This window comes from Clavibacter davisi, assembly GCF_052751415.1.
The window spans coordinates 3,276,681-3,295,945 of record NZ_CP199882.1; the positions used below are offsets into that span (position 1 = coordinate 3,276,681).

Below are 19,265 nucleotides of genomic sequence, written 5' to 3' on the forward strand. Positions count from 1 at the left end.
CACGACCACGGCGCCCCCGCTGTGGAGTCGCGGGAGGCGCCTCGCCCGCCTCACTCCAGGAGCAGCGCCGGCTCCTCGATGATGCTCGCGACGTCCGCCAGGAAGCGGCTCGCCACGTCGCCGTCGACCACGCGGTGGTCGAAGCTCGCGCCGATGGTGGTGACGAAGCGGGGACGCACCTCGCCGTCGACCACCCACGGCTTCTGCTTGATGGTGCCGAGCGCGACGATCGCGACCTCGCCCGGGTTGAGGATCGGCGTGCCCGTGTCCATCCCGAAGACGCCGATGTTCGTCAGCGTGATGGTGCCCTGGCTCATGTCCGCCGGGCTGGTCTTCCCGTCGCGGGCCGTGAGCGTGAGCTGCTCGAGCGCGCGGGCGAGCTCCAGCAGCGACATCGACTGCGCCTCCTTGACGTTCGGCACCACGAGCCCGCGCGGCGTCGCGGCGGCGACCCCGAGGTTCACGTAGTGGCGGACGATGATCTCCTGGTCGGTCCACGAGGAGTTGACGGTGGGGTTCCGGCGGACGGCCCAGATCATCGCCTTCGCCATGATGAGCAGCGGCGAGACCTTGACGCCGGCGAAGTCGGTGGACGCCTTGAGGCGCTTGACGAACTCCATGGTGCGGGTGGCGTCGACGTCGACGAAGAGGCTCACGTGCGGCGCCTGGAACGCGCTCTGCACCATGGCCGCGGCGATGACCTTGCGGACGCCCTTGACCGGGATGCGGTCCTCGCGCGCATCCGGCCACTCGGGCGTCTCGATGTTCTTGAAGACGCTGGCCTGCTGCGCGGTGCGGATGACGTCCTCGCGCGTGATCTCGCCGACGAGGCCGGTGGCCTCGACCTCGGCCAGGTCGACCTCGAGGTCCTTGGCGAGCTTGCGGATGGGGGGCTTCGCGATGATCGGCACGGCCGACGCGGCGGGGACGGACGCCGGGCGCGGGGCTCGCGCCGCGGGGGCGGCGATCGAGGAGGCGGCGGGGCGCGCGGGGGCGTCGCCCGGCTCGGCCCGGCGACGCCGGCTCGCGACCTTGCCGACCGTGCCGTAGCCCACGAGCACGGCGCCCGAGGTCTCCTCGGCGGCGGGTGCGGGAGGCGCGACGGGCTCGCGGTCCTCGATGGCGGTGTCGTCCTCGATCACCGTCTCGCCCGGGAGCGCCATCTGCGCGGGCGTCTCGGCCGGGCCGGAGACGCCGGGCGAGCCCTGCGCGATCGCGATGATGGGCGTGCCCACCTCGACCGTCTGCCCCTCCTGCACGAGGAGCCCTGAGACCGTGCCCTCGAACGGGCTCGGCAGCTCCACGAGCGACTTCGCGGTCTCGATCTCGACGATCACCTGGTTGAGAGCCACCCGGTCGCCCGGCTGCACGCGCCACGAGACGATCTCGGCGTCGATGAGGCCCTCGCCCACGTCGGGCAGGGTGAACTGGGAATCAGCCATCGTGCGGGTCCTCTTCTCCGTGCCGCGGGGCGGCGGGGCGTCTTAGTAGGCGAGCGAGCGGTCGACGGCCTCGAGGATGCGATCGGCATCCGGGAGGTACAGCGTCTCGAGCTTCGCGGGCGGGAACGGGGCGTCGAAGCCGGAGACGCGGATCACGGGCGCCTCCAGCGAGTAGAACGCCCGCTCGGTGACCGTGGCCGCGATCTCCGAGCCGACCGACACGTGGCCGGGCGCCTCCTGCGCGACGACGAGGCGGCCCGTGCGCTGCACGGACTCGAGGATGGGGCCGTAGTCGACGGGCGACAGCGAGCGCAGGTCGACGACCTCGACGCTCGTGCCCTCCTCGGCGGCGAGCTCGGCCGCCTGCAGCAGCATCGAGACCATGGCGCCGTGGCCGACGAGCGTGACGTCGGTGCCGGAGCGGACCACGCGGCTCTCGTGCAGGCCGATGCCGGGAGCGGAGAAGTCGACCTCGCCCTTCGGCCGGTAGCGCGCCTTCGGCTCGAAGAACATGACCGGGTCGTCGCTCCGGATGGCCTCCTGGATCATCCAGTAGGCGTCGTGCGGCGTGCTCGGGCTCACGACGCGGAGGCCGGGGGTGTGCGCGAAGTACGCCTCCGGGCTCTCCTGGTGGTGCTCGATGGCGCCGATGTGGCCGCCGTAGGGAACGCGGATCACGACGGGCATGCGCATGGCGCCCTCGTGCCGGTTGGTGATCTTGGCGAGCTGGCTCGTGATCTGGTCGAAGGCCGGGTAGATGAAGCCGTCGAACTGGATCTCGCACACCGGCCGGTAGCCGCGCATCGCGAGGCCGATGGCCGTGCCGACGATGCCGGACTCCGCGAGCGGGGTGTCGATGACGCGGCGGGCGCCGAAGTCGCGCTGCAGGTGCTCGGTGATGCGGAAGACGCCGCCGAGCGGACCGATGTCCTCGCCCATGAGCAGGACCTTGTCGTCCTCCTCGAGCGCGCGGCGGAGGCCGGCGTTCAGGGCCTTGGCCATCGGCATGCTCTCGATGCCGGCGGGGGCGCCGTCGGGGCCGGCAGCTCCCGCGGCCCCCGCGGTCGCCTCGGCGCGGTCGATGGTGTCTGTCATCGGGTCCCTCCCAGCGAGGCCTCGTAGCGCTCGAGCCACTCGCGCTGCTCCGCGGTGACGGGGTGCGGATCCGAGTAGACGTGGTCGAAGATGCCCGCGAGCGGCGGGCCGGTGAGCTCGATGGTGCGGCGGCGGACGTCGGCGGCGAGGTCCTTGGCCTCCTCGTCGATCCCGTCGAACAGCGACTGCGGCGCGCCCTGGTTCCGCAGGTAGGCCTCGAGGCGCGCGATCGGGTCCTTGGCGACCCAGCCCTGCAGCTCCTCGTCGGTGCGGTACTTCGTGGGGTCGTCGCTGGAGGTGTGCGCGCCCACGCGGTAGGTGAGCGCCTCGATGAAGGAGGGGCCGCCGCCGGTGCGCGCGTCGTCGAGGTGCTTGGCCGTGACGGCGTAGCTCGCGAAGACGTCGTTGCCGTCGACCTGCGTGCTCGGCACGCCGAAGCCGCGCGAGCGGAGGTAGAGGGGCGTGCGCGACTGCGTGGTGACCGGCACCGAGATCGCCCAGTGGTTGTTCTGCAGGAAGAAGACCTGCGGGGTCTGGAAGCTGGCGGCGAAGACGAACGCCTCGCTCACGTCGCCCTGGCTGGTGGCGCCGTCGCCGTAGTAGGCGATGACGGCCGTGTCGCGATCCGGGTCGCCGGTCGCCACGTCGCCGTCGAACGCGACGCCCATCGCGTAGCCCGTGGCGTGCAGCGCCTGCGAGCCGATGACCAGCGTGTAGAGGTGGAAGTTGCCCGCAGCCGGGTCCCATCCGCCGTGCGTGACCCCGCGCATGAGGCGGACGATGTCGACCGGGTCGATGCCGCGGATGAGGGCCACGCCGTGCTCGCGGTAGGCGGGGAACACGTGGTCCTGCGGGCGGGTGGCGCGGCCGGATCCGACCTGCGCCGCCTCCTGGCCCGTGCTCGGCGCCCAGAGGCCGAGGTGGCCCTGGCGCTGCAGGTTGGTGGCCTCGAGGTCGAACGCCCGCGTGAGGCGCATGTCGCGGAGGAAGCCGCGATGGTCGTCCTCCGTGAGTCGCTCGAAGTACGGGAGGAACTCCTCGGCGGAGTCGCTCGGTGCGAGCTCGCCCGCGGGGGTCAGGAGCTGGACCGTCACATCGCTTTCCGGCATCGTCCCAACCTACCGGCGCGCCGGGTGGCCCTCCGGCAGCCCCCGGACAATTCCCGCCGACGCGTTCAGTAGCTTCCGGACAGAGGCGGGCTCGCCGATCGTGACGCGGATGCCCTCGTCGGCGAAGGCGCGCACCACGAGCCCCGCGGCGGCGAGCTGCGCCTCGACCTCCGCGGTCTCGGCGCCGGTCGCCAGCCAGACGAAGTTGCCGTGCGGCCGCGGGACCTCCCAGCCCTGCTCGACGAGCGCGCGCCAGGCCTCGTCGCGGTCGCGGGCGAGCACGGCGACGCGCTCCAGGAGCTCGTCCTCGTGCTCGAGCGACGCGAGCGCCGCGTGCTGCGCGTGGCCCGTGACCGACAGCGGGATGGCGGCCGAGCGCGCCGCGTCGAGGATCCGCGGGTGCCCCACCGCGTAGCCGATGCGCAGGCCCGCGAGGCCGTACGCCTTGGAGAAGGTGCGGAGGACGACGAGGTTCGGGTGCTCGGCGAGGAGGGACATGCCGTCGAGGGCATGCTCCGCCGCGACGAACTCCCCGTAGGCCTCGTCGAGGAGCACGAGCACGTCGCGCGGGACGGCGGCCAGCAGGCGCTCCAGGTCCGCGCGCGTCACCAGCGTGCCCGTGGGATTGTTCGGCGTGCAGACGATGACGACGCGCGTGCGGTCGGTGAGGGCGGCGATCATGCCGTCGACGTCGTGCGAGTGGTCGGGCAGGTTCGGCACCGGCACGCCCGTGGCGCCGGCGACCGTGATGAGCGTGGGGTACGCCTCGAAGGAGCGCCAGGCGTGCACGACCTCGTCGCCCGGGCCCGCGGCCGCCGTGATGAGCTGCGAGAGGATGGCCACCGAGCCCGCGCCCGCGTGCACGTGGTCGACCGTGACGCCGAAGCGCTCGGCGAGCGCCGTGCGCAGCAGGGTCGCGCCCGCATCCGGGTAGCGGTTCACGTCCCGGACCCCGTCGATGCGCGCGAGCACCGAGGGCAGCGGGTCGAACGGGTTCTCGTTGCTCGAGAGCTTGAAGTCGTCCTCGCCGGCGGGCTTGCCCTGGCGGTAGGCGACCATGGCGGCGATGGCCGGACGGAGCCGGACGGGCGCCGCCTCGCCGTCGGGCGGGGCGGGGGCTGCGGGGTCGGAGGTCACCGGACGATCCTACGGTCGCCTCGTGCGCCCGATCATGGCCCGTCCCGCGGCCGTCTGCGAGGATCGGGGCATGTCCCGATTCCTCGTGCGCGTGGTCGTCAACGCGGTCGCGCTCTGGCTCACCACGCTCCTCGTCTCCGGCACGACCGTGACGGCCTACGAGCCGGGCGACGCGACGGCCACCGTGCTGACGTACCTGCTGCTCGGCGCGATCTTCGGCGTCGTGAACGGCGTGATCGGCACGGCCATCCGGATCGTCGCGTTCCCGCTGTACATCCTGACGCTCGGGCTCATCGCGCTCGTCGTGAACGGCCTGCTCTTCCTCCTCGTGGGGGCGATCTCGGGCGGGCTCGGCTTCGGCCTGACCGTCGACGGCTTCTGGTGGGGCGTGCTCGGAGCGCTGCTGATGGCGTTCTTCAGCTGGCTGGTGGGCCTCGTGCTGCGTCCCGTGACCCGGGTCTGACCCGCGGCTCATCGCGCCCGCTCCGGGCGGACGGCTCCCGCGGCCGACGACGACGCCTCCGGAACCCGCTCGGCGCGGTAGAGGTGGGCGGAGATCGGCGTGGCGCCGTCGAGGAAGCGCCGGAGCTCGCCACGCTCCCGGACGAGCTGCGGCGAGCGCGAGGCGTCCATCTCCGCGGCCGTGGCGCGGTACGTCGGCAGCTGATGCGCCGAGAGCGGATCCGCCCGCTCGGCACCGAGCGCCGCCGGGGCCCGCACCACGACGTCGTCGCCGCCCGCGCCCGCGGACGAGCGCGCGCCGCCGAGCGGCGGCACGGGATCGTCGGTGTGCTCGACCGCCACGCCGCCGATGCCCTGCCGGAGCGGCAGCTGGCCCACCGGGGAGCCGAGGGTGAGCTCGTGCGTGACGTGGAACGCGGGGTCGTCGCCGACCGACCGGGCGAGGATCCCACCCTGCGAGTAGCCGACGACGTAGACCTCGTCGGTCGCGGACGCGCCTGCGTCGCGGAGCGCCTCCTCCGCCGCGCGGACCGCGGAGCCGCGCTCGGTGGCGAGCGCCGCGACGGCGGAGGACGGACCGAAGTCGTCCGGCACGGACCCGGGGAGGAGCGTCTGCATGCCGCCCAGGTACGCGACGAAGCGGCGGCCCCCGTCGGGTGCGCGATACGCCTCGATGCGCATCTGCGCGGCACCGGGCACGGGATCCGGGATGCGGTCGGTCAGCTCCTGGAAGGTCGTCGGGGCGGGCCGCGGCGCGACGGGCCGGGCGCGGACGACCGCCGGACCGTCGTGCAGGATGCCCACGGCGCCGAGCAGCAGCATCAGTGCCGACGTCGCCTCCCGCGTGCCGTCGTCGCCGGGAGGTCGGTCGGGCAGGGACCGGGCGGCCGCGGCCGCCACGTCCGACACCGCCCCGCGGAGGATGGAGGGGAGGAGCAGACGGCCGGGCCCGTCGGGGTGCGAGACGAGCGGGGCGACGATGCCCACCAGCCGGAGGAGGTCGCCCCACGACCGGCCCGTCTCGGCGGCCAGCTCCCCGAGCCCGCCCCCGTCGTCCGCGGCTCCCCCGGTGCTCTCGGGCGACGCGGATCGCACGCAGCGGTCGGCGTCCCGCTCCCCGTCCGCGTACTCGGCTGCCGCGCGGCGCAGGTCGCCGGCCAGCCCGTGCGCATCCTGCGCCGCCGAGGACAGGAGCCGGCGCGGGAGGTCGAGCGCCGCGTCGTGGACGCCCGTGACGTCGGAGACGAGCGGAGGGAGCGCGAGGGCCTGCGTGTGCTCCTGCAGGCGACGCGCGGCGCCGGCGAGGAGGGCCGCCATGTGCAGGAGGTCGTCGGTGGCGACGACCGTGGTGGTGCCGCCGGTCGTGACGGTGAGGTCCGTCATCGCGGGGTCACCGGGCAGCCGGGGGCGGATCCCGGCGCGGGGTGCGCATCGTGCAGGAGCCCGGCCGCCAGGCGGACCTCGCCGGCGAGCCGGTCGAGGGAGACGACGAACGCGTCGTGCGCCATCCCGGACCAGGAGGGGTCGTCCCGGCAGACGGCGATGTCGCGGCTCGTGCGCTCCACCTCCTCCGCCAGCGCCCGCAGGGCGTGCGCACGCCCGAGCGCCTCGGCGCGCAGCTGACCCGGCGTGCCGCCAGCCGGCCCGCTCGGGCTCCCGCCGAGCGCAGCCGGCTGCTCGTGCGCACCCCCTCCGACCGCGTCCTGTCGCACCTCGTCTCCTCTCTCCGTGAGGCGCGCATCCTCCCGCGATCGGCGCGCGGGACCGCACGCGTGCCTGCCACCCGGGGACGAACGGGCCCCGGGGGATGTGGGGAGGGGGCGCAGCCGACAGAATGGCCGCATGGGAGCCCCCGCCTCTCCGGATCCGACGGCTCCACCCGTCTTCCGGATCGCCTTCGTCTGCACCGGCAACATCTGCCGCTCCCCGATGGCGGAGGTCGTGTTCCGCGACCTCGCCCAGCGGGCCGGGTACGCCGACCTCGTCTCCGTCACCAGCGCGGGCACGGGCGACTGGCACGTGGGCGAGCAGGCGGACGCCCGCACCCTCGCCGCGCTGGAGCGGAAGGGGCTGTCGGGATCGGCCCACCGGGCCAAGCAGTTCGACCCCGGGTCGCTGCCGGAGCTCGACCTCGTGGTGGTGTTCGATCGCGGCCAGGAGCGGATCCTGCGCCAGTGGGCCCGCACGGAGGCGGACCGCGCGAAGGTGCACCTGCTGCTGTCGTTCGATCCTCCACAGGCCCACCTGCGGGACGTCCCCGACCCGTACTACTCCGACGCCGCGAGGTTCGACCAGGTCCTTGACATGATAGGTCGTGCCTCCCGGGCCCTCCTCGCGCAGGTGGAGCCCGGCATCCGTCCCCCCAGCTAGGAGATCGTCCGCATGAGCCCGTTGCCCCCGCAGGTGCTGAGCCCCCTCGACGGCCGCTACGCCCCCGTCGTCACCGAGCTCGGCGAGCACCTCTCGGAGGCGGGCCTCAACCGGGCGCGCATCCACGTCGAGATCGAGTGGCTCATCCACCTCACCGACCGGTCGCTCCTCTCCTCCTCCCCGTTCTCGGACGAGCAGAAGGCAGCGCTGCGCCGGGTCGTCGCGGAGTTCGGCCAGGAGCAGATCGACGCGCTCGCCCGCGTCGAGGCGGTCACCCGTCACGATGTGAAGGCCGTCGAGTACTTCGTGCGCGACCGCCTCGCGGAGCTCGGCCTCGGCCACGTGGCGGAGCTCACCCACTTCGCGTGCACGAGCGAGGACATCAACAACCTCTCCTACGCGCTCGTCATCGACCGCGCCGTGCGCGAGGTGTGGCTGCCGAAGCTCGTCGCCGTCATCGGCGCGCTGCGCGAGCGGGCCCTCCTCTTCCGCGACGACGCGATGCTCTCCCGCACGCACGGCCAGCCCGCCACGCCCACCACGCTCGGCAAGGAGCTCGCGGTGTTCGTGCACCGGCTCGAGCGCCTCCGGGCCGACGTGGAGGACGTCGAGGTGCTGGGCAAGTTCAGCGGCGCCACCGGCACGTTCGCGGCGCACCTCGCCGCCGACGCCCACGTCGACTGGCCCGCCGAGTCGCGGGCCTTCGTCACGGGTCTGGGCCTCGTGTGGAACCCGCTCACCACGCAGATCGAGTCGCACGACTGGCAGGCGGAGCTCTACACGCGCATCGCCCACGTGAACCGGGTGCTGCACAACCTCTGCACCGACGTGTGGACCTACATCTCCATGGGCTACTTCCGGCAGATCCCGCAGGCGGGGGCCACCGGCTCGTCCACCATGCCGCACAAGATCAACCCCATCCGGTTCGAGAACGCCGAGGCCAACCTCGAGCTGTCGGACGCGCTGCTCGACTCGCTCGCGTCGACCCTCGTCACCTCGCGGCTGCAGCGCGACCTCACCGACTCCACGACGCAGCGCAACGTGGGCGTGGCGCTCGGGCACTCGCTGCTCGCGCTCGACAACATCGGGCGCGGGCTCCTCGAGATCGACGTCGACCGGGCGCTGCTCGCGGCCGACCTCGACGCGAACTGGGAGATCCTCGGCGAGGCGATCCAGACGGTCATCCGGGCGGAGATCGTCGCCGGCCGCAGCTCCATCAGCGACCCGTACGCGGTGCTCAAGGAGCTCACGCGCGGCAAGCGGGTCGGGCGCGACGAGATGCGGGCGTTCGTGTCGGGCCTCGACATCGGCGACGCCGCCAAGGCGCGTCTGCTCGAGCTGACCCCGGGCGGCTACGCGGGGCTGGCGTCGCAGCTGGTCGACCACATCCTCTGATCCGGGACGCCGGGACCCGCGTCGCGGCGCGGGTCCCGATGCACGTCGGCGGAGCGGATCGAGCCGGCGCGGAGCGCTCCAGAGCGGAGCGCTCCAGAGCGGATCGTGCCGGAGCGGAGCGTGCCGGAGCGGAGCGTGCCGGAGCGGATCGACCGGGATGCGATCCGGGCGATCAGTGGCGCGTCGGCCGGTCCGGGTGGTCCTGGTCGTCCATGTCCTGCAGCTCGTCGCGGTTGGGCTTGAACGACAGGGCGAGCATGGCGAGCATCACGAGGGCGCCGATGAACGCGACGCCGGTGAAGACGACCACGACCGTCCACGACTGCGCGTCGCCCGGCCGGGTGCTCAGCGCGACGATGAGCCCGACGAACGCGGCGAGCGCCGCCGCGATGCCCAGCAGCTCGGCGGGGCGCATGCGGTCCTTGCGGATGTTGGAAGTCACGGTCAGCTCGCGCTCTCGGTGGTCCGGGGGGCGTCCGCCGCGGAGGTCGCGGCGGGCGTGGAGGTGCCCCATTTCATGCTCAGGGCGGCGATGACCAGGAAGACCCCGACGATCGCCGCGTAGGCGCCCAGCAGGCCGACGGCCACGACCGGGGCGGTGAGCTGGCCCTCGCGCTGCTCCACGCCGCCGTACGGGACGACGAGGTCCGGCGGGACGAGCAGGAAGGTGACGGCGAGGACGACGGTGAGCGCGCCGGTGGTGATGGCGTCGGTGACGCCCGGTACGCGACCGCGCGAGCGCAGGCCGGCGACGAGCTCGAGGAAGCCGGTGACGACGGCCCAGACGCTCACGACGTAGAGGAGGACGAGCACGCCGCCGTCGCGCGCGAGCAGGGCGGCGACGCCGGCCACGACCGTGAGCGCGCCCTGGGCGATGGCGTTGGTGCGCAAGCGCGCGGCGGGACCGCGGAGGGCGCGGGCACCGAGGCCCGCGGTGATCAGGCCGGAGAGGATCGCGAAGATGCCGAACGCCACGAGGCCGAGGGCCGGCGAGTGGTCGCTGGAGAAGGTGATGAACGCGGCGAGCGCGAGGGCGGGCAGTGCTCGGAGGAGCAGCACGGGCCAGTACGCCGCCCGGAACGTCAGCTCGTCCTGGGACACGGCACCCTCTCTCTCCATCCGGGCCAGCCTACCCGGTGGGTTCCTGGGCGGATGCTCGGCCGCGGGCCCGCGGCGACGCTCCCGTCGGGCTGGCCTAGGCTCGGTGGGTGACGAGTCCCCTGCCCCGTCTGGCCGCCGTGGCGGTCGGCGCGGTCGTCGGGCTCGCGGTCGTGTGCGCCGTGGGCGTGGCCAGCGGGATCGTCTACGCGAACCGCGCGTTCTGACCGTCGCCGGCCCGTCTGCCGGTGGCCCGGATCCGCGGAGCGGGTCCGCGGAGCGGGTCCGCACGGACACCGCTCCGGGACGGCGGATCCGCACCACGGGCCGGAACCGCGGCTCGACAGGCACCACGCACCACGCACCACGCAGAAAGCACCACGCAACCGAGAGGCCCCGCCGTGCCCCAGCCCGAGACCGCGCCGCGGCCCGCCTCCGACGGCGGCCGCCCGACCGCCGGCTTCATCCCCGTCGACCGCGCCCTCGTCGCCGCGCCCGAGGGGGCGGCCGCCGCGCTCGCTCGACGCGACCGGCTGGCGCTCGGCATCGACATCGGCGGGACCACGCTCAAGGCCGGCATCGTCGACGTCACCACGGGGATCCGCCTCACCGAGCGCATGACGGTCGGCAAGCCCGTGGGCGGCGAGCCGGAGGACATCGCGGACGTGATCGCCGAGATCGTGCTCGAGCTCACGCCCGACGAGGACCTGCCCGTGGGGGTCGGAGTGCCCGGCATCGTGCGGGACGGGATCGTCCGCTCCTCGGCCCACATCTCCGACCGCTGGCTCGGCATGGACGCGCGCACCGCGATCCGCGAGCGCAGCGGCATCGACGTCCTCACGGTGAACGACGCGGACGCGGCCGGCGTCGCCGAGCTCGAGTACGGCGTTCTGCAGGGGCGCGGCGGGCTCGTGATCCTCACGACGCTCGGCACCGGGATCGGCACGGCGCTTCTGCACGACGGGAAGCTGATCCCGAACAGCGAGCTCGGCCACGTGCACATCGACGGCGGCGACTACGAGATGCAGGCCGCGTTCTCCGCCGTTCGCCGCGAGGGCATCACGTTCGAGGCGTGGGCGGCGCGGCTCGAGCGGTACTACCGCCACATCGAGTCGATCATGTCGCCCGACCTCATCGTGGTGGGCGGGGCGGCCGCGCACGAGTTCGCGCGCTTCGAGGGGTTCCTGCATCTCGACACCGAGGTCATCGCCGCGAGCCGCGGCAACGACGCGGGTCTCGTGGGGGCCGCGCTGCTCGCGCACCGGGCGGGCGTCGCGCCGAGCTGATCCCCGCGCGGCGGCGGGCGTCCGGCAGTCGCCTCGCGCGAGGAGCCGAGCCGTCCCGCCACCCGGCGGCCGCCCGGGAGCCGCGCCGCCCGGCAGACTGGCCCCATGAGCACCGCCGCTCCCCGCCCGCTGCGCGTCGTCATGACGCCCGACTCGCTCACCGGATCCGCCACCGCCGTCGAGGCCGCCGAGGCGCTCCGCCGCGGCTGGCTCCGCGCGCGGCCGGGCGACGACGTGGCCCTCGCGCCCATGGCCGACGGCGGACAGGGCACGCTCGACGTGCTCGCGGCCGCCGTGCCCGGCGCCCGCCGCGTGCCGGTGCGGGTCACGGGTCCCGACGACCGTCCCGTCGACGCGCACTGGCTGCGGCTGCCCGACGGCACCGGGGTGGTGGAGGTCGCGTCGACGAGCGGCATCACGCTGCTGGATCCGCGCCGCCCGCTGACCGCCCACACCCGCGGCTTCGGCCAGGCGATCCGCGCGGCCCTCGACGCGGGCGTCCCCCGCCTCCTCCTCGCGCTCGGCGGCAGCTCGTCGACCGATGGCGGGGTGGGCGCGCTCCGGGAGCTGGGAGCCCGGTTCCCGCGGGCCGACGGCTCGGCGGCGGGCGACGGCGGCGGAGCCCTCGCCGGGATCGCCGCGGCGGACCTCGCGGGGCTCCGGGCGCTCCCGTCCGGCGGGGCGCGGATCCTCGGCGACGTGCGCGCGCCGCTGACGGGGCCATCGGGCGCCGCCGCGGTCTACGGCCCGCAGAAGGGCGCGACCCCGGACGACGTGCGCCTCCTCGACGCCGGGCTCGCCCACCTCGCCCTGCTGCTCGGCGTGGATCCCGCGACGCCGGGATCCGGAGCGGCCGGGGGCACCGCGGCCGGCCTCCTGGCCTGGGGTGCGGACGCGGCGTCGGGATCCGCGGGCGTGGCCGACGCGATCGGGCTGGCCCCGCGCATCGCCGGAGCCGACGTGGTGGTCACGGGCGAGGGCCGCTTCGACGCGCAGTCCCGCACCGGCAAGGTGCCGTCCCGGGTGCTCGACCTCGCGGTCGCGCACGGCACGGCCGCGGTCCTCGTCGCCGGAGCGGTCGCCGCCCCGACCGACGGGTTCCGCGCCGTCCGGTCGCTCACCGACCTGGCCGGATCCGGCGCCGACGCCCGGGCGCATGTCGTCCGCTGGCTCGAGCGCGCCGCGGAGGACCTGGCGCGGGACGCGGAGGCCCTGCTCCCACGACCCGACCGCTGAGCACGTGGCGACGGGGCGGCAGCCTCCGCCTCAGCCCGCGCGCACCGCCTCAGCCCGCGCGCACCGCCCGACCCGCGACGAGCGCCCGGTACTCCCCCGCCACATCCGCCGCGGCGACATCCCAGGTGCGCCCGGCCGCGTGCGCGCGCGCCGAGGCGGAGAGCCGGGCGAGGCCCGCCCGGTCCGCCAGGAGGCCCTCGATGGCGCGGGCCCAGTCGGCCGGATCCCGCGTCTCCACGAACACGCCGCTCACGCCCTCGCGCACGGAGTCGACGAGCCCCTCGGTGCGCGATGCGACCACGGGCGTGCCGCACGCGGCCGCCTCGAGCGCGACCAGCCCGAAGGTCTCGGCGGCCGACGGCATCAGCGCGAGGTGCGCGCTCGCGAGCGTCGGGGCGGTCGCGGCGCGGTCGAGCGGCCCCGCGAACACCACGTCGCCGTCGAGCCCCAGCGACCCCACGAGGGCGTGCAGGCTCGCCGCGTACGCGTCCCGTCCGGGCGAGACGCCGCCCGCCAGCACGAGGAGCGGACGCGTCGCCGGGTCCATCAGGGCGAGCGCCCGGAGCGCCACGTCCTGCCCCTTGAGCGGCTGGATCCGCCCGAGCAGCACGATCCGCGCCCGCCCGGCGCCGCCGCGCACCGACGGCTCGCGCAGGAACGCCTCCTCCACACCCGGCGCGACGACGTGCACGGCAGCGGGATCCGCGCCGTACGCCTCCACGAGCAGCCGCTTCTCCGACTCCGCCGACGCGACCACCAGGTCCGATGCGCGCACCAGCCGCGCCTCCTCCGCGAGTCGCGAGGCCGGCTCGGGGGTGTCGCCGGCCACCAGGCGCCGGTTCTTGCCGGCGGAGACCGAGTGCAGCGTGAGCGCGTGCGGGACGCCCCACGCCCGCGCGACCGGCAGCGCCGCGACGGCCGACAGCCAGTAGTGGGAGTGCACGACGTCGGCGCGCGGCAGCGCGGCCAGCTCGTCCGCGAAGGCCGCCGTGATCCCGGGCAGGTCCTCCTTCGCGAGCGGGCCCGCGGGTCCGGCCACGAGCGACAGCAGCTCGACGCCCGGCGCGACGGGGACGGGCGCGGAGGGTCCGGGGCCGGTCGCGCGCGTGATCAGCCGCACCTCGTGCCCCTGCCGCCCGAGGCTGCGCGCGAGCTCGAGGAGGTAGACGTTGAGCCCGCCCGCGTCGCCGGTGCTGGGGGTCTGGATCGGCGACGTGTGCAGCGAGACGAACGCGATCCTCATGCGCTCGATCCTACGAGCGGCGACCGGCGCCATCCCGCGCGCGGGCGCGCCGCCGGTGCGAGCGCGACGGGCGCTGCGCCGGCCGCCGACCCCGGACAGCAGCCGGACAGCAGCCCCGGACGGGGGCGTCTGCCCGCCCCCGCGATCGGGGAGAATGGAGCGATGCGGTCACCCGGCCGCACCACGTCCCATCCGTCCCGCCGAGGGCGGAGCCCGTCTGGAGGCCCGCATGGCGCGCACCGCAGGTCCCGCGACCATGCAGATCGGCGAGCTCGCCGAGCGCACCGGCCTGTCGCACCGCACGCTCCGCCACTACGACGAGACCGGGCTGCTGCGTCCGTCCGGCCGCTCCGACGGCGGCTTCCGCCTCTACACGGCCGACGACCTCGAGCGCCTCCTCCTCATCCGCCGGATGAAGCCGCTCGGCTTCTCGCTCGAGGAGATGATGCGCCTGCTCGAGGTCACCGATGCCCTCGACGCCGCCGGCCCCGACGACGACACCGCGACCCTCCGCGCCGACCTCGCGGCCTTCATCGCCGACGCCGAGGAGCGCCGACGCCGCCTCGCCGAGCACCTCGCGATGGCCGACGAGTTCCTCGACCGCCTCCGCGCGCGCTGATCACCGGGGCCCTGGCGCTCGGGGCGACGACCCTCACGCGACGGCCTCGTACCATGGGGAGGTGTCGACCATCACCCCTCCCCGCGCGCCCGCCTCGGCCTCCGCCTCCCCCGTGCTGCGCGAGGCGTCCCGCCGTCGCACCTTCGCCGTCATCTCCCACCCCGACGCGGGCAAGTCCACGCTCACCGAGGCGCTGCTGCTGCACGCGCACGCCATCGGATCCGCGGGCGCCGTGCACGGCAAGCAGGGCCGGAGGTCCACGGTCTCCGACTGGATGGACATGGAGAAGGAGCGCGGCATCTCCGTGAGCTCCGCGGCGATCCAGTTCACGCACCGCGACACCGTCATGAACGTCGTCGACACCCCCGGCCACGCCGACTTCTCCGAGGACACCTACCGCGTGCTCTCCGCTGTGGACGCCGCGATCATGCTCGTCGACGCCTCCCGCGGCCTCGAGACCCAGACCATGAAGCTGTTCGAGGTGTGCCGCCAGCGCCGCATCCCGATCATCACGGTCATCAACAAGTGGGACCGCCCGGGCCGCGAGCCGCTCGACCTCATGGACGAGATCAAGGAGCGCACCGGCCTCCTCCCCACCCCCCTCACCTGGCCGGTCGGCGAGTCCGGCGCGTTCTTCGGCGTCGTCGACCGTTCCACCGGCGAGTGCGTGCACTTCACCCGCACGGCCGGCGGCGCGAGCATCGCCCCCGAGACGCGCATGTCGCCGGAGGAGGCGCTGGCCGCGGCCGGATCCGCCTGGACCGACGCCGTCGAGGAGAGCGAGCTCCTGCACGAGGAGGGCCAGGACCACGACGAGGAGTCGTTCCTCGCCCGCCGCACCACGCCCGTGCTCTTCGCGGCCGCGGTGCTCAACTTCGGGGTGACCCACATCCTCGACGCGCTCGACGCCATCGCGCCCGCCGCCCAGCCGCGGCCCGACGAGAAGGACCGCACCCGTCCCGTCGAGGAGGACTTCTCCGGCTTCGTGTTCAAGGTGCAGTCGGGCATGAACACCGCGCACCGCGACCGCCTCGCCTTCATGCGGATCTGCTCGGGCGTCTTCCACCGCGGCATGACGGTCACGCACGCCCAGACCGGCCGCCCGTTCGTCACCAAGTACGCGCAGCAGCTGTTCGGCCGCGAGCGTTCCACGGTCGACGACGCGTACCCGGGCGATGTGGTCGGCCTCGTGAACGCCTCGAACATCCGCGTGGGCGACACGCTCTTCGACGGCGCCCCCGTCACGTTCCCGCGCCTGCCGCAGTTCGCCCCCGAGCTCTTCCGCGTGGTCCGCTCGAAGGACACCAGCACGCACAAGCAGTTCCGCAAGGGCATCGAGCAGCTCGACCACGAGGGCGTCATCCAGGTGATGCGCTCCGACCTCCGCGGCGACCAGGCCCCCGTCCTCGGCGCGGTCGGCCCCATGCAGTTCGAGGTCGTCGTCGAGCGCATGACGAACGAGTTCCGCGCGCCCCTGCGCATGGAGCCGCTCGAGTACCAGGTGGCCCGGATCACCGACGCCGCCTCCGCGCCGGCCCTCGCGAAGACGATCGGCGTCGAGGTGCTCGTGCGCTCCGACGGCACGCACATCGCCCTGATCACGACGCCGTGGCGCCTCAAGGCGATCGAGCGCGACAGCCCCGAGCTCACCCTCGTCGACGCCGCGACGGCGCTGCCGGACGCGTGACGCCGAGTCCGGCATGACCGGTTCCGATGCGGCTGGCGCCGCTCCCCTGCCCGTCGCCGGACGTGTGACCCCCTCGGCCGGTCACGCCCCGATCCGGCCATCCGCCGGGGATGCGCACGTGACCGGCCCGACCGGTCACGCCCCCGCGCCGGCCGCCATCATCGTGCGCGGCCCGGCGATCGACGCCAAGACCCGCTGCATCCACTACGGCTCGGAGCTCGACGTCGTCGCCCTCCGTGCCCCCTGCTGCGACGCCTGGTACCCCTGCCACCTGTGCCACGCGGCGGTCGCGGACCACCCGCTCGCGGTGATCCCCCGGGCCGAGCAGCATCTACCGGCGGCCCTCTGCGGCGTCTGCCGCGCGACCATGACCGTGCCCGAGTACCTCGCGGCGGACTCCTGCCCGACCTGCCGGGCCGCCTTCAACCCCGGCTGCGCCGCCCACGCGCACCTCTACTTCGCGCCCTGACCACCCTCCCGCAGAACATCGCCCGCTAATCCGACCGCGAGGGACACGCGTTCGCCTTCGGCTGGTCGCGCCACATTCCCGCTGTAGTTTGTGGGCCACCAGGGCTCGGCCGGCACGAGCTACAGGGGAGGATCGATGGTTCAACAGTCTGCCCAGCGGTTCGCGCGCCACGGCGAGACCGGCGATGTGTGGGACGCGAACGAGGTCGAGGAAGAGCTGCGGCAGGGCCCGTGGGAGTGCGTCGTTGTCGGTTGCCCCGTCATCTACAGCTCGCACCGACGCCCGTACACACGATTTCGCAACGGTATCGGAGAGCCCGTGAGTGGGTCCTTCGTCATCCGGGACGAATCGACTCACGACGTGTCCCTTGCTCACGAACGGATTCCAGGACGCTCTGGCGCCCAACGCATCGATCGAACGTCTCGGCGCCACATTCATCGCCTGACTGGGTTGCTTGTCCCGCATATACAGACACCGACAAATACAGGCGAACGCACTGGGCGCACACGCACGCATTATGAATACGGCTACCCGATTAACACGGCGGCTGGACTGATCCAATTCGCGCAAGCCATAGATGCTGACCCTGACCTGGCGAATAGCGAGAGGATACGTTTCGCTGATACCGTCTACACCTGGAACGAACTCGCGTACTCGCCGAGCCGCCACGCGTTCTCTGTACTGTTTTTACGAATGGACGCTCAGACCAACCCAGGGCGGGTGTACTTCGTGCAAGGCATCGTGAAGTACCACGCTTACGAGGACAGTCTGCATCCGGAGCTGCTGCTACTGCGAGTGCTCGCAGATGCTGGTGATGAGGGACAGGAGTTGTGGATCTTCATGCCCAATGAGGCGCGGTTCAGGCTCTTGGTCAGTGACCTGCCACCAGGCAGACCGGTGGCTCTCGTAGCTAACGTTCTCGTGACCGGCAGACACAGGCCGGCGCTTTCCATCACGGAACCGCACCAATTGGAGTTTCCCTCGACCCCATGAATCATCTGCATCAACTGGACTGCTGACTCCGACGTCATGCGACCAGCGCTCGACGCAATCTCGCAGTTGGGACGAACCCAAGCGCGAGTTCGTTGAGGTCACACATCTGACACCTGATGCATGAGCCCCGCGGGCCTCACATCGCAGATGTGACTCAGGGATACAACCGTTGCTGCTGCAGCCGGGCTGCCTGACGTCGCTACCCGCCCGCGGGCATGTCCGCGAAGCGCGAGAAGTGCCCGTGGAAGCCGACCGTGATGGTGCCCGTCGGCCCGTTGCGGTGCTTGGCCACGATGAAGTCGGCCTCGCCCGCGCGCGGGTTGTCCTTCTCGTAGGCGCTCTCGCGGTGCAGCAGGATGACCATGTCGGCGTCCTGCTCGAGCGAACCCGACTCGCGGAGGTCGGAGATGGCCGGCATCTTGTCGGCACGCTGCTCGGGCCCGCGGTTCAGCTGCGACAGCGCGATGACCGGCACCTGCAGCTCCTTCGCCATGAGCTTCAACGCGCGCGAGAACTCCGAGACCTCCTGCTGTCGCGATTCGACCTTCTTGCCGCTCGTCATGAGCTGCAGGTAGTCGATGACGACGAGCTTGAGCCCGACCTTCTGCTTGAGCCGCCGGCACTTGGCGCGGATCTCGACGAGCGTCATGTTGGGGCTGTCGTCGATGTAGAGCGGGGCGTCGTTGATGCGGCCGCGGGTCTGCGCGATGGTGGTCCAGTCGCGCGCGTCCACGGTGCCCTTGCGCATGCTCTGGAGCGGCACGGACGCCTCGGCGGACAGCAGGCGCATCGCGATCTCGCTGCGCCCCATCTCGAGGCTGAAGAAGATGGAGGGCATGTCGTACTTGATGCTCGCGGCGCGCGCGAAGTCGAGCGCGAGCGTGGACTTGCCGAGCGCGGGGCGCGCGGCGACGATGATGAGCTGGCCCGGGTGCAGGCCGTTGGTGAGCGCATCGAGGTCGGCGAAGCCCGTGGGCACGCCGGTCATCTGGCCGTCCTTGCCCTTCGCGGCCTCGATCTCGTCGATGGCGACCGTGACCGCGTCCGTGAGCGGGACGTAGTCCTCCGCCTCGACGCCGCCCGTGACGCCGTAGATCTCCGCTTGCGCGTTGTTCACGAGGTCGACGACCTCGCCCTCGCTGGCGTAGCCCATCTGCACGATGCGGGTGCCCGCCTCGACCAGGCGCCGCAGCACCGCCTTCTCCGCGACGATGGACGCGTAGAAGCCCGCGTTGGCCGCCGTGGGCACGACGCTCGTGAGCGTGTGCAGGTAGTCGGCACCGCCGGCGCGGCTCAGCTCGCCGAGCTTCGTGAGCTCGTCGGTGACGGCGATGACGTCCGTCGGCTCGCCGTGGGAGTACAGCGACAGGATGGCGTCGAAGATGATCTCGTGCTTGGGGATGTAGAAGTCGATCGCCCGCACCTGCTCGACCGCGTCGGCCACGGCGTCCTTGCTGAGGAGCATGCCGCCGATGGCGCTCTGCTCGGCGAGGAGGTCGTGCGGCGGCGTGCGCTCGTGGCCGGCGCGCTTGTCGCGCTCGTCCCGTTCGCCGGCGAGACCCAGATGGGCGATGGACACGTGCGGCTCCCCTCGGTCGGCTGGGCGGATGCGCCCGCACGACCG

Annotated in this window: 18 protein-coding genes; 8 read left to right on the plus strand and 10 right to left on the minus strand. The window is 73.3% G+C overall.

Translation table 11 applies throughout. The features are described from left to right. Positions 1–50: 50 nt before the first annotated feature. The 4 genes from ACU4ZT_RS15675 to ACU4ZT_RS15690 all read right to left on the minus strand — a co-directional run bounded on the left by ACU4ZT_RS15675 (position 51) and on the right by ACU4ZT_RS15690 (position 4,783). On the minus strand, positions 51–1,442 hold the full coding sequence (locus tag ACU4ZT_RS15675) for a dihydrolipoamide acetyltransferase family protein (RefSeq protein ID WP_063070947.1): 1,392 nt from the start codon (positions 1,440–1,442) through the stop codon (positions 51–53). 42 nt (positions 1,443–1,484) lie between these two features. Then, positions 1,485–2,450: an alpha-ketoacid dehydrogenase subunit beta gene (locus ACU4ZT_RS15680; protein ID WP_063071037.1), complete on the minus strand. Its 966-nt coding sequence runs from the start codon at positions 2,448–2,450 to the stop codon at positions 1,485–1,487. An 83-nt stretch (positions 2,451–2,533) separates the two neighbouring features. Next, positions 2,534–3,646, minus strand: a complete 1,113-nt coding sequence (locus tag ACU4ZT_RS15685; protein WP_063070946.1) for a thiamine pyrophosphate-dependent dehydrogenase E1 component subunit alpha — start codon at positions 3,644–3,646, stop codon at positions 2,534–2,536. A 9-nt stretch (positions 3,647–3,655) separates the two neighbouring features. Then, complete coding sequence (locus tag ACU4ZT_RS15690) at positions 3,656–4,783, minus strand: pyridoxal phosphate-dependent aminotransferase (RefSeq protein ID WP_081234861.1); 1,128 nt, start codon at positions 4,781–4,783, stop codon at positions 3,656–3,658. Between the two features lie 70 nt (positions 4,784–4,853). Here ACU4ZT_RS15690 and ACU4ZT_RS15695 point away from each other — a divergent pair, with 70 nt between their 5' ends. Continuing rightward, a complete protein-coding gene (locus ACU4ZT_RS15695; protein ID WP_063071035.1) occupies positions 4,854–5,246 on the plus strand; it encodes a phage holin family protein in 393 nt (130 codons plus the stop codon). Between the two features lie 8 nt (positions 5,247–5,254). Here the strand turns inward: ACU4ZT_RS15695 and ACU4ZT_RS15700 are convergent, their stop codons facing one another. Both ACU4ZT_RS15700 and ACU4ZT_RS15705 read right to left on the minus strand, forming a co-directional pair. Then, positions 5,255–6,628 (minus strand): hypothetical protein, encoded by a 1,374-nt coding sequence (locus tag ACU4ZT_RS15700; RefSeq protein WP_270980959.1) that lies wholly within the window; start codon positions 6,626–6,628, stop codon positions 5,255–5,257. After that, positions 6,625–6,957: a hypothetical protein gene (locus tag ACU4ZT_RS15705; protein ID WP_063070944.1), complete on the minus strand. Its 333-nt coding sequence runs from the start codon at positions 6,955–6,957 to the stop codon at positions 6,625–6,627. Before ACU4ZT_RS15705 ends, ACU4ZT_RS15700 begins: the two co-directional genes overlap by 4 nt. Positions 6,958–7,087: 130 nt before the next feature. Here ACU4ZT_RS15705 and ACU4ZT_RS15710 point away from each other — a divergent pair, with 130 nt between their 5' ends. Together ACU4ZT_RS15710 and purB are read left to right on the plus strand one after the other, a co-directional pair. Further along, complete coding sequence (locus ACU4ZT_RS15710; RefSeq protein WP_063070943.1) at positions 7,088–7,615, plus strand: low molecular weight protein-tyrosine-phosphatase; 528 nt, start codon at positions 7,088–7,090, stop codon at positions 7,613–7,615. 12 nt (positions 7,616–7,627) lie between these two features. Further along, positions 7,628–9,010, plus strand: coding sequence for an adenylosuccinate lyase (gene purB, locus ACU4ZT_RS15715; RefSeq protein ID WP_063070942.1), 1,383 nt, complete (start codon positions 7,628–7,630; stop codon positions 9,008–9,010). Between the two features lie 172 nt (positions 9,011–9,182). Here purB and ACU4ZT_RS15720 read toward each other — a convergent pair whose 3' ends face one another. Both ACU4ZT_RS15720 and ACU4ZT_RS15725 read right to left on the minus strand, forming a co-directional pair. Next, complete coding sequence (locus ACU4ZT_RS15720; protein WP_063070941.1) at positions 9,183–9,452, minus strand: hypothetical protein; 270 nt, start codon at positions 9,450–9,452, stop codon at positions 9,183–9,185. Positions 9,453–9,454: 2 nt separating this feature from the next. Next, positions 9,455–10,129: a DUF308 domain-containing protein gene (locus tag ACU4ZT_RS15725; protein WP_445337536.1), complete on the minus strand. Its 675-nt coding sequence runs from the start codon at positions 10,127–10,129 to the stop codon at positions 9,455–9,457. 380 nt (positions 10,130–10,509) lie between these two features. On the opposite strand from ACU4ZT_RS15725, the gene ppgK reads away from it, so the two are divergent. Both ppgK and ACU4ZT_RS15735 read left to right on the plus strand, forming a co-directional pair. Continuing rightward, entirely contained in the window at positions 10,510–11,394 is an 885-nt protein-coding gene (gene ppgK / locus ACU4ZT_RS15730; RefSeq protein ID WP_081234859.1) for a polyphosphate--glucose phosphotransferase, read from the plus strand. Between the two features lie 105 nt (positions 11,395–11,499). Beyond that, positions 11,500–12,630, plus strand: coding sequence for a glycerate kinase (locus tag ACU4ZT_RS15735; protein WP_445337537.1), 1,131 nt, complete (start codon positions 11,500–11,502; stop codon positions 12,628–12,630). Positions 12,631–12,679: 49 nt separating this feature from the next. On the opposite strand, the gene ACU4ZT_RS15740 is transcribed toward ACU4ZT_RS15735, so the two are convergent. Then, entirely contained in the window at positions 12,680–13,873 is a 1,194-nt protein-coding gene (locus ACU4ZT_RS15740) for a glycosyltransferase (protein WP_445337538.1), read from the minus strand. A gap of 229 nt (positions 13,874–14,102) precedes the next feature. Here ACU4ZT_RS15740 and ACU4ZT_RS15745 point away from each other — a divergent pair, with 229 nt between their 5' ends. The 3 genes from ACU4ZT_RS15745 to ACU4ZT_RS15755 all read left to right on the plus strand — a co-directional run bounded on the left by ACU4ZT_RS15745 (position 14,103) and on the right by ACU4ZT_RS15755 (position 16,648). Next, on the plus strand, positions 14,103–14,492 hold the full coding sequence (locus tag ACU4ZT_RS15745; protein WP_063070937.1) for a MerR family transcriptional regulator: 390 nt from the start codon (positions 14,103–14,105) through the stop codon (positions 14,490–14,492). A gap of 61 nt (positions 14,493–14,553) precedes the next feature. After that, positions 14,554–16,179: a peptide chain release factor 3 gene (locus ACU4ZT_RS15750; RefSeq protein ID WP_063070936.1), complete on the plus strand. Its 1,626-nt coding sequence runs from the start codon at positions 14,554–14,556 to the stop codon at positions 16,177–16,179. 118 nt (positions 16,180–16,297) lie between these two features. Next, positions 16,298–16,648 carry a CHY zinc finger protein gene (locus tag ACU4ZT_RS15755; RefSeq protein WP_270980954.1) on the plus strand — a complete coding sequence of 117 codons (351 nt, stop codon included), beginning with the start codon at positions 16,298–16,300 and terminating at the stop codon, positions 16,646–16,648. A gap of 1,192 nt (positions 16,649–17,840) precedes the next feature. On the opposite strand, the gene dnaB is transcribed toward ACU4ZT_RS15755, so the two are convergent. Next, positions 17,841–19,220: a replicative DNA helicase gene (gene dnaB / locus ACU4ZT_RS15760; protein ID WP_012039646.1), complete on the minus strand. Its 1,380-nt coding sequence runs from the start codon at positions 19,218–19,220 to the stop codon at positions 17,841–17,843. Between the last annotated feature and the right edge of the window lie 45 nt (positions 19,221–19,265).

Excerpts from the sequence above, each read along its gene's own strand:
- ACU4ZT_RS15675 (WP_063070947.1), bottom strand. The coding sequence starts at position 1,442 with ATGGCTGATTCCCAGTTCACCCTGCCCGACGTGGGCGAGGGCCTCATC.
- ACU4ZT_RS15680 (WP_063071037.1), bottom strand. The coding sequence starts at position 2,450 with ATGCCGATGGCCAAGGCCCTGAACGCCGGCCTCCGCCGCGCGCTCGAG.
- ACU4ZT_RS15685 (WP_063070946.1), bottom strand. The coding sequence starts at position 3,646 with ATGCCGGAAAGCGATGTGACGGTCCAGCTCCTGACCCCCGCGGGCGAG.
- ACU4ZT_RS15695 (WP_063071035.1), top strand. The coding sequence starts at position 4,854 with ATGTCCCGATTCCTCGTGCGCGTGGTCGTCAACGCGGTCGCGCTCTGG.
- ACU4ZT_RS15700 (WP_270980959.1), bottom strand. The coding sequence starts at position 6,628 with ATGACGGACCTCACCGTCACGACCGGCGGCACCACCACGGTCGTCGCC.
- ACU4ZT_RS15710 (WP_063070943.1), top strand. The coding sequence starts at position 7,088 with ATGGGAGCCCCCGCCTCTCCGGATCCGACGGCTCCACCCGTCTTCCGG.
- purB (WP_063070942.1), top strand. The coding sequence starts at position 7,628 with ATGAGCCCGTTGCCCCCGCAGGTGCTGAGCCCCCTCGACGGCCGCTAC.
- ACU4ZT_RS15725 (WP_445337536.1), bottom strand. The coding sequence starts at position 10,129 with ATGGAGAGAGAGGGTGCCGTGTCCCAGGACGAGCTGACGTTCCGGGCG.
- ACU4ZT_RS15735 (WP_445337537.1), top strand. The coding sequence starts at position 11,500 with ATGAGCACCGCCGCTCCCCGCCCGCTGCGCGTCGTCATGACGCCCGAC.
- ACU4ZT_RS15740 (WP_445337538.1), bottom strand. The coding sequence starts at position 13,873 with ATGAGGATCGCGTTCGTCTCGCTGCACACGTCGCCGATCCAGACCCCC.
- ACU4ZT_RS15745 (WP_063070937.1), top strand. The coding sequence starts at position 14,103 with ATGGCGCGCACCGCAGGTCCCGCGACCATGCAGATCGGCGAGCTCGCC.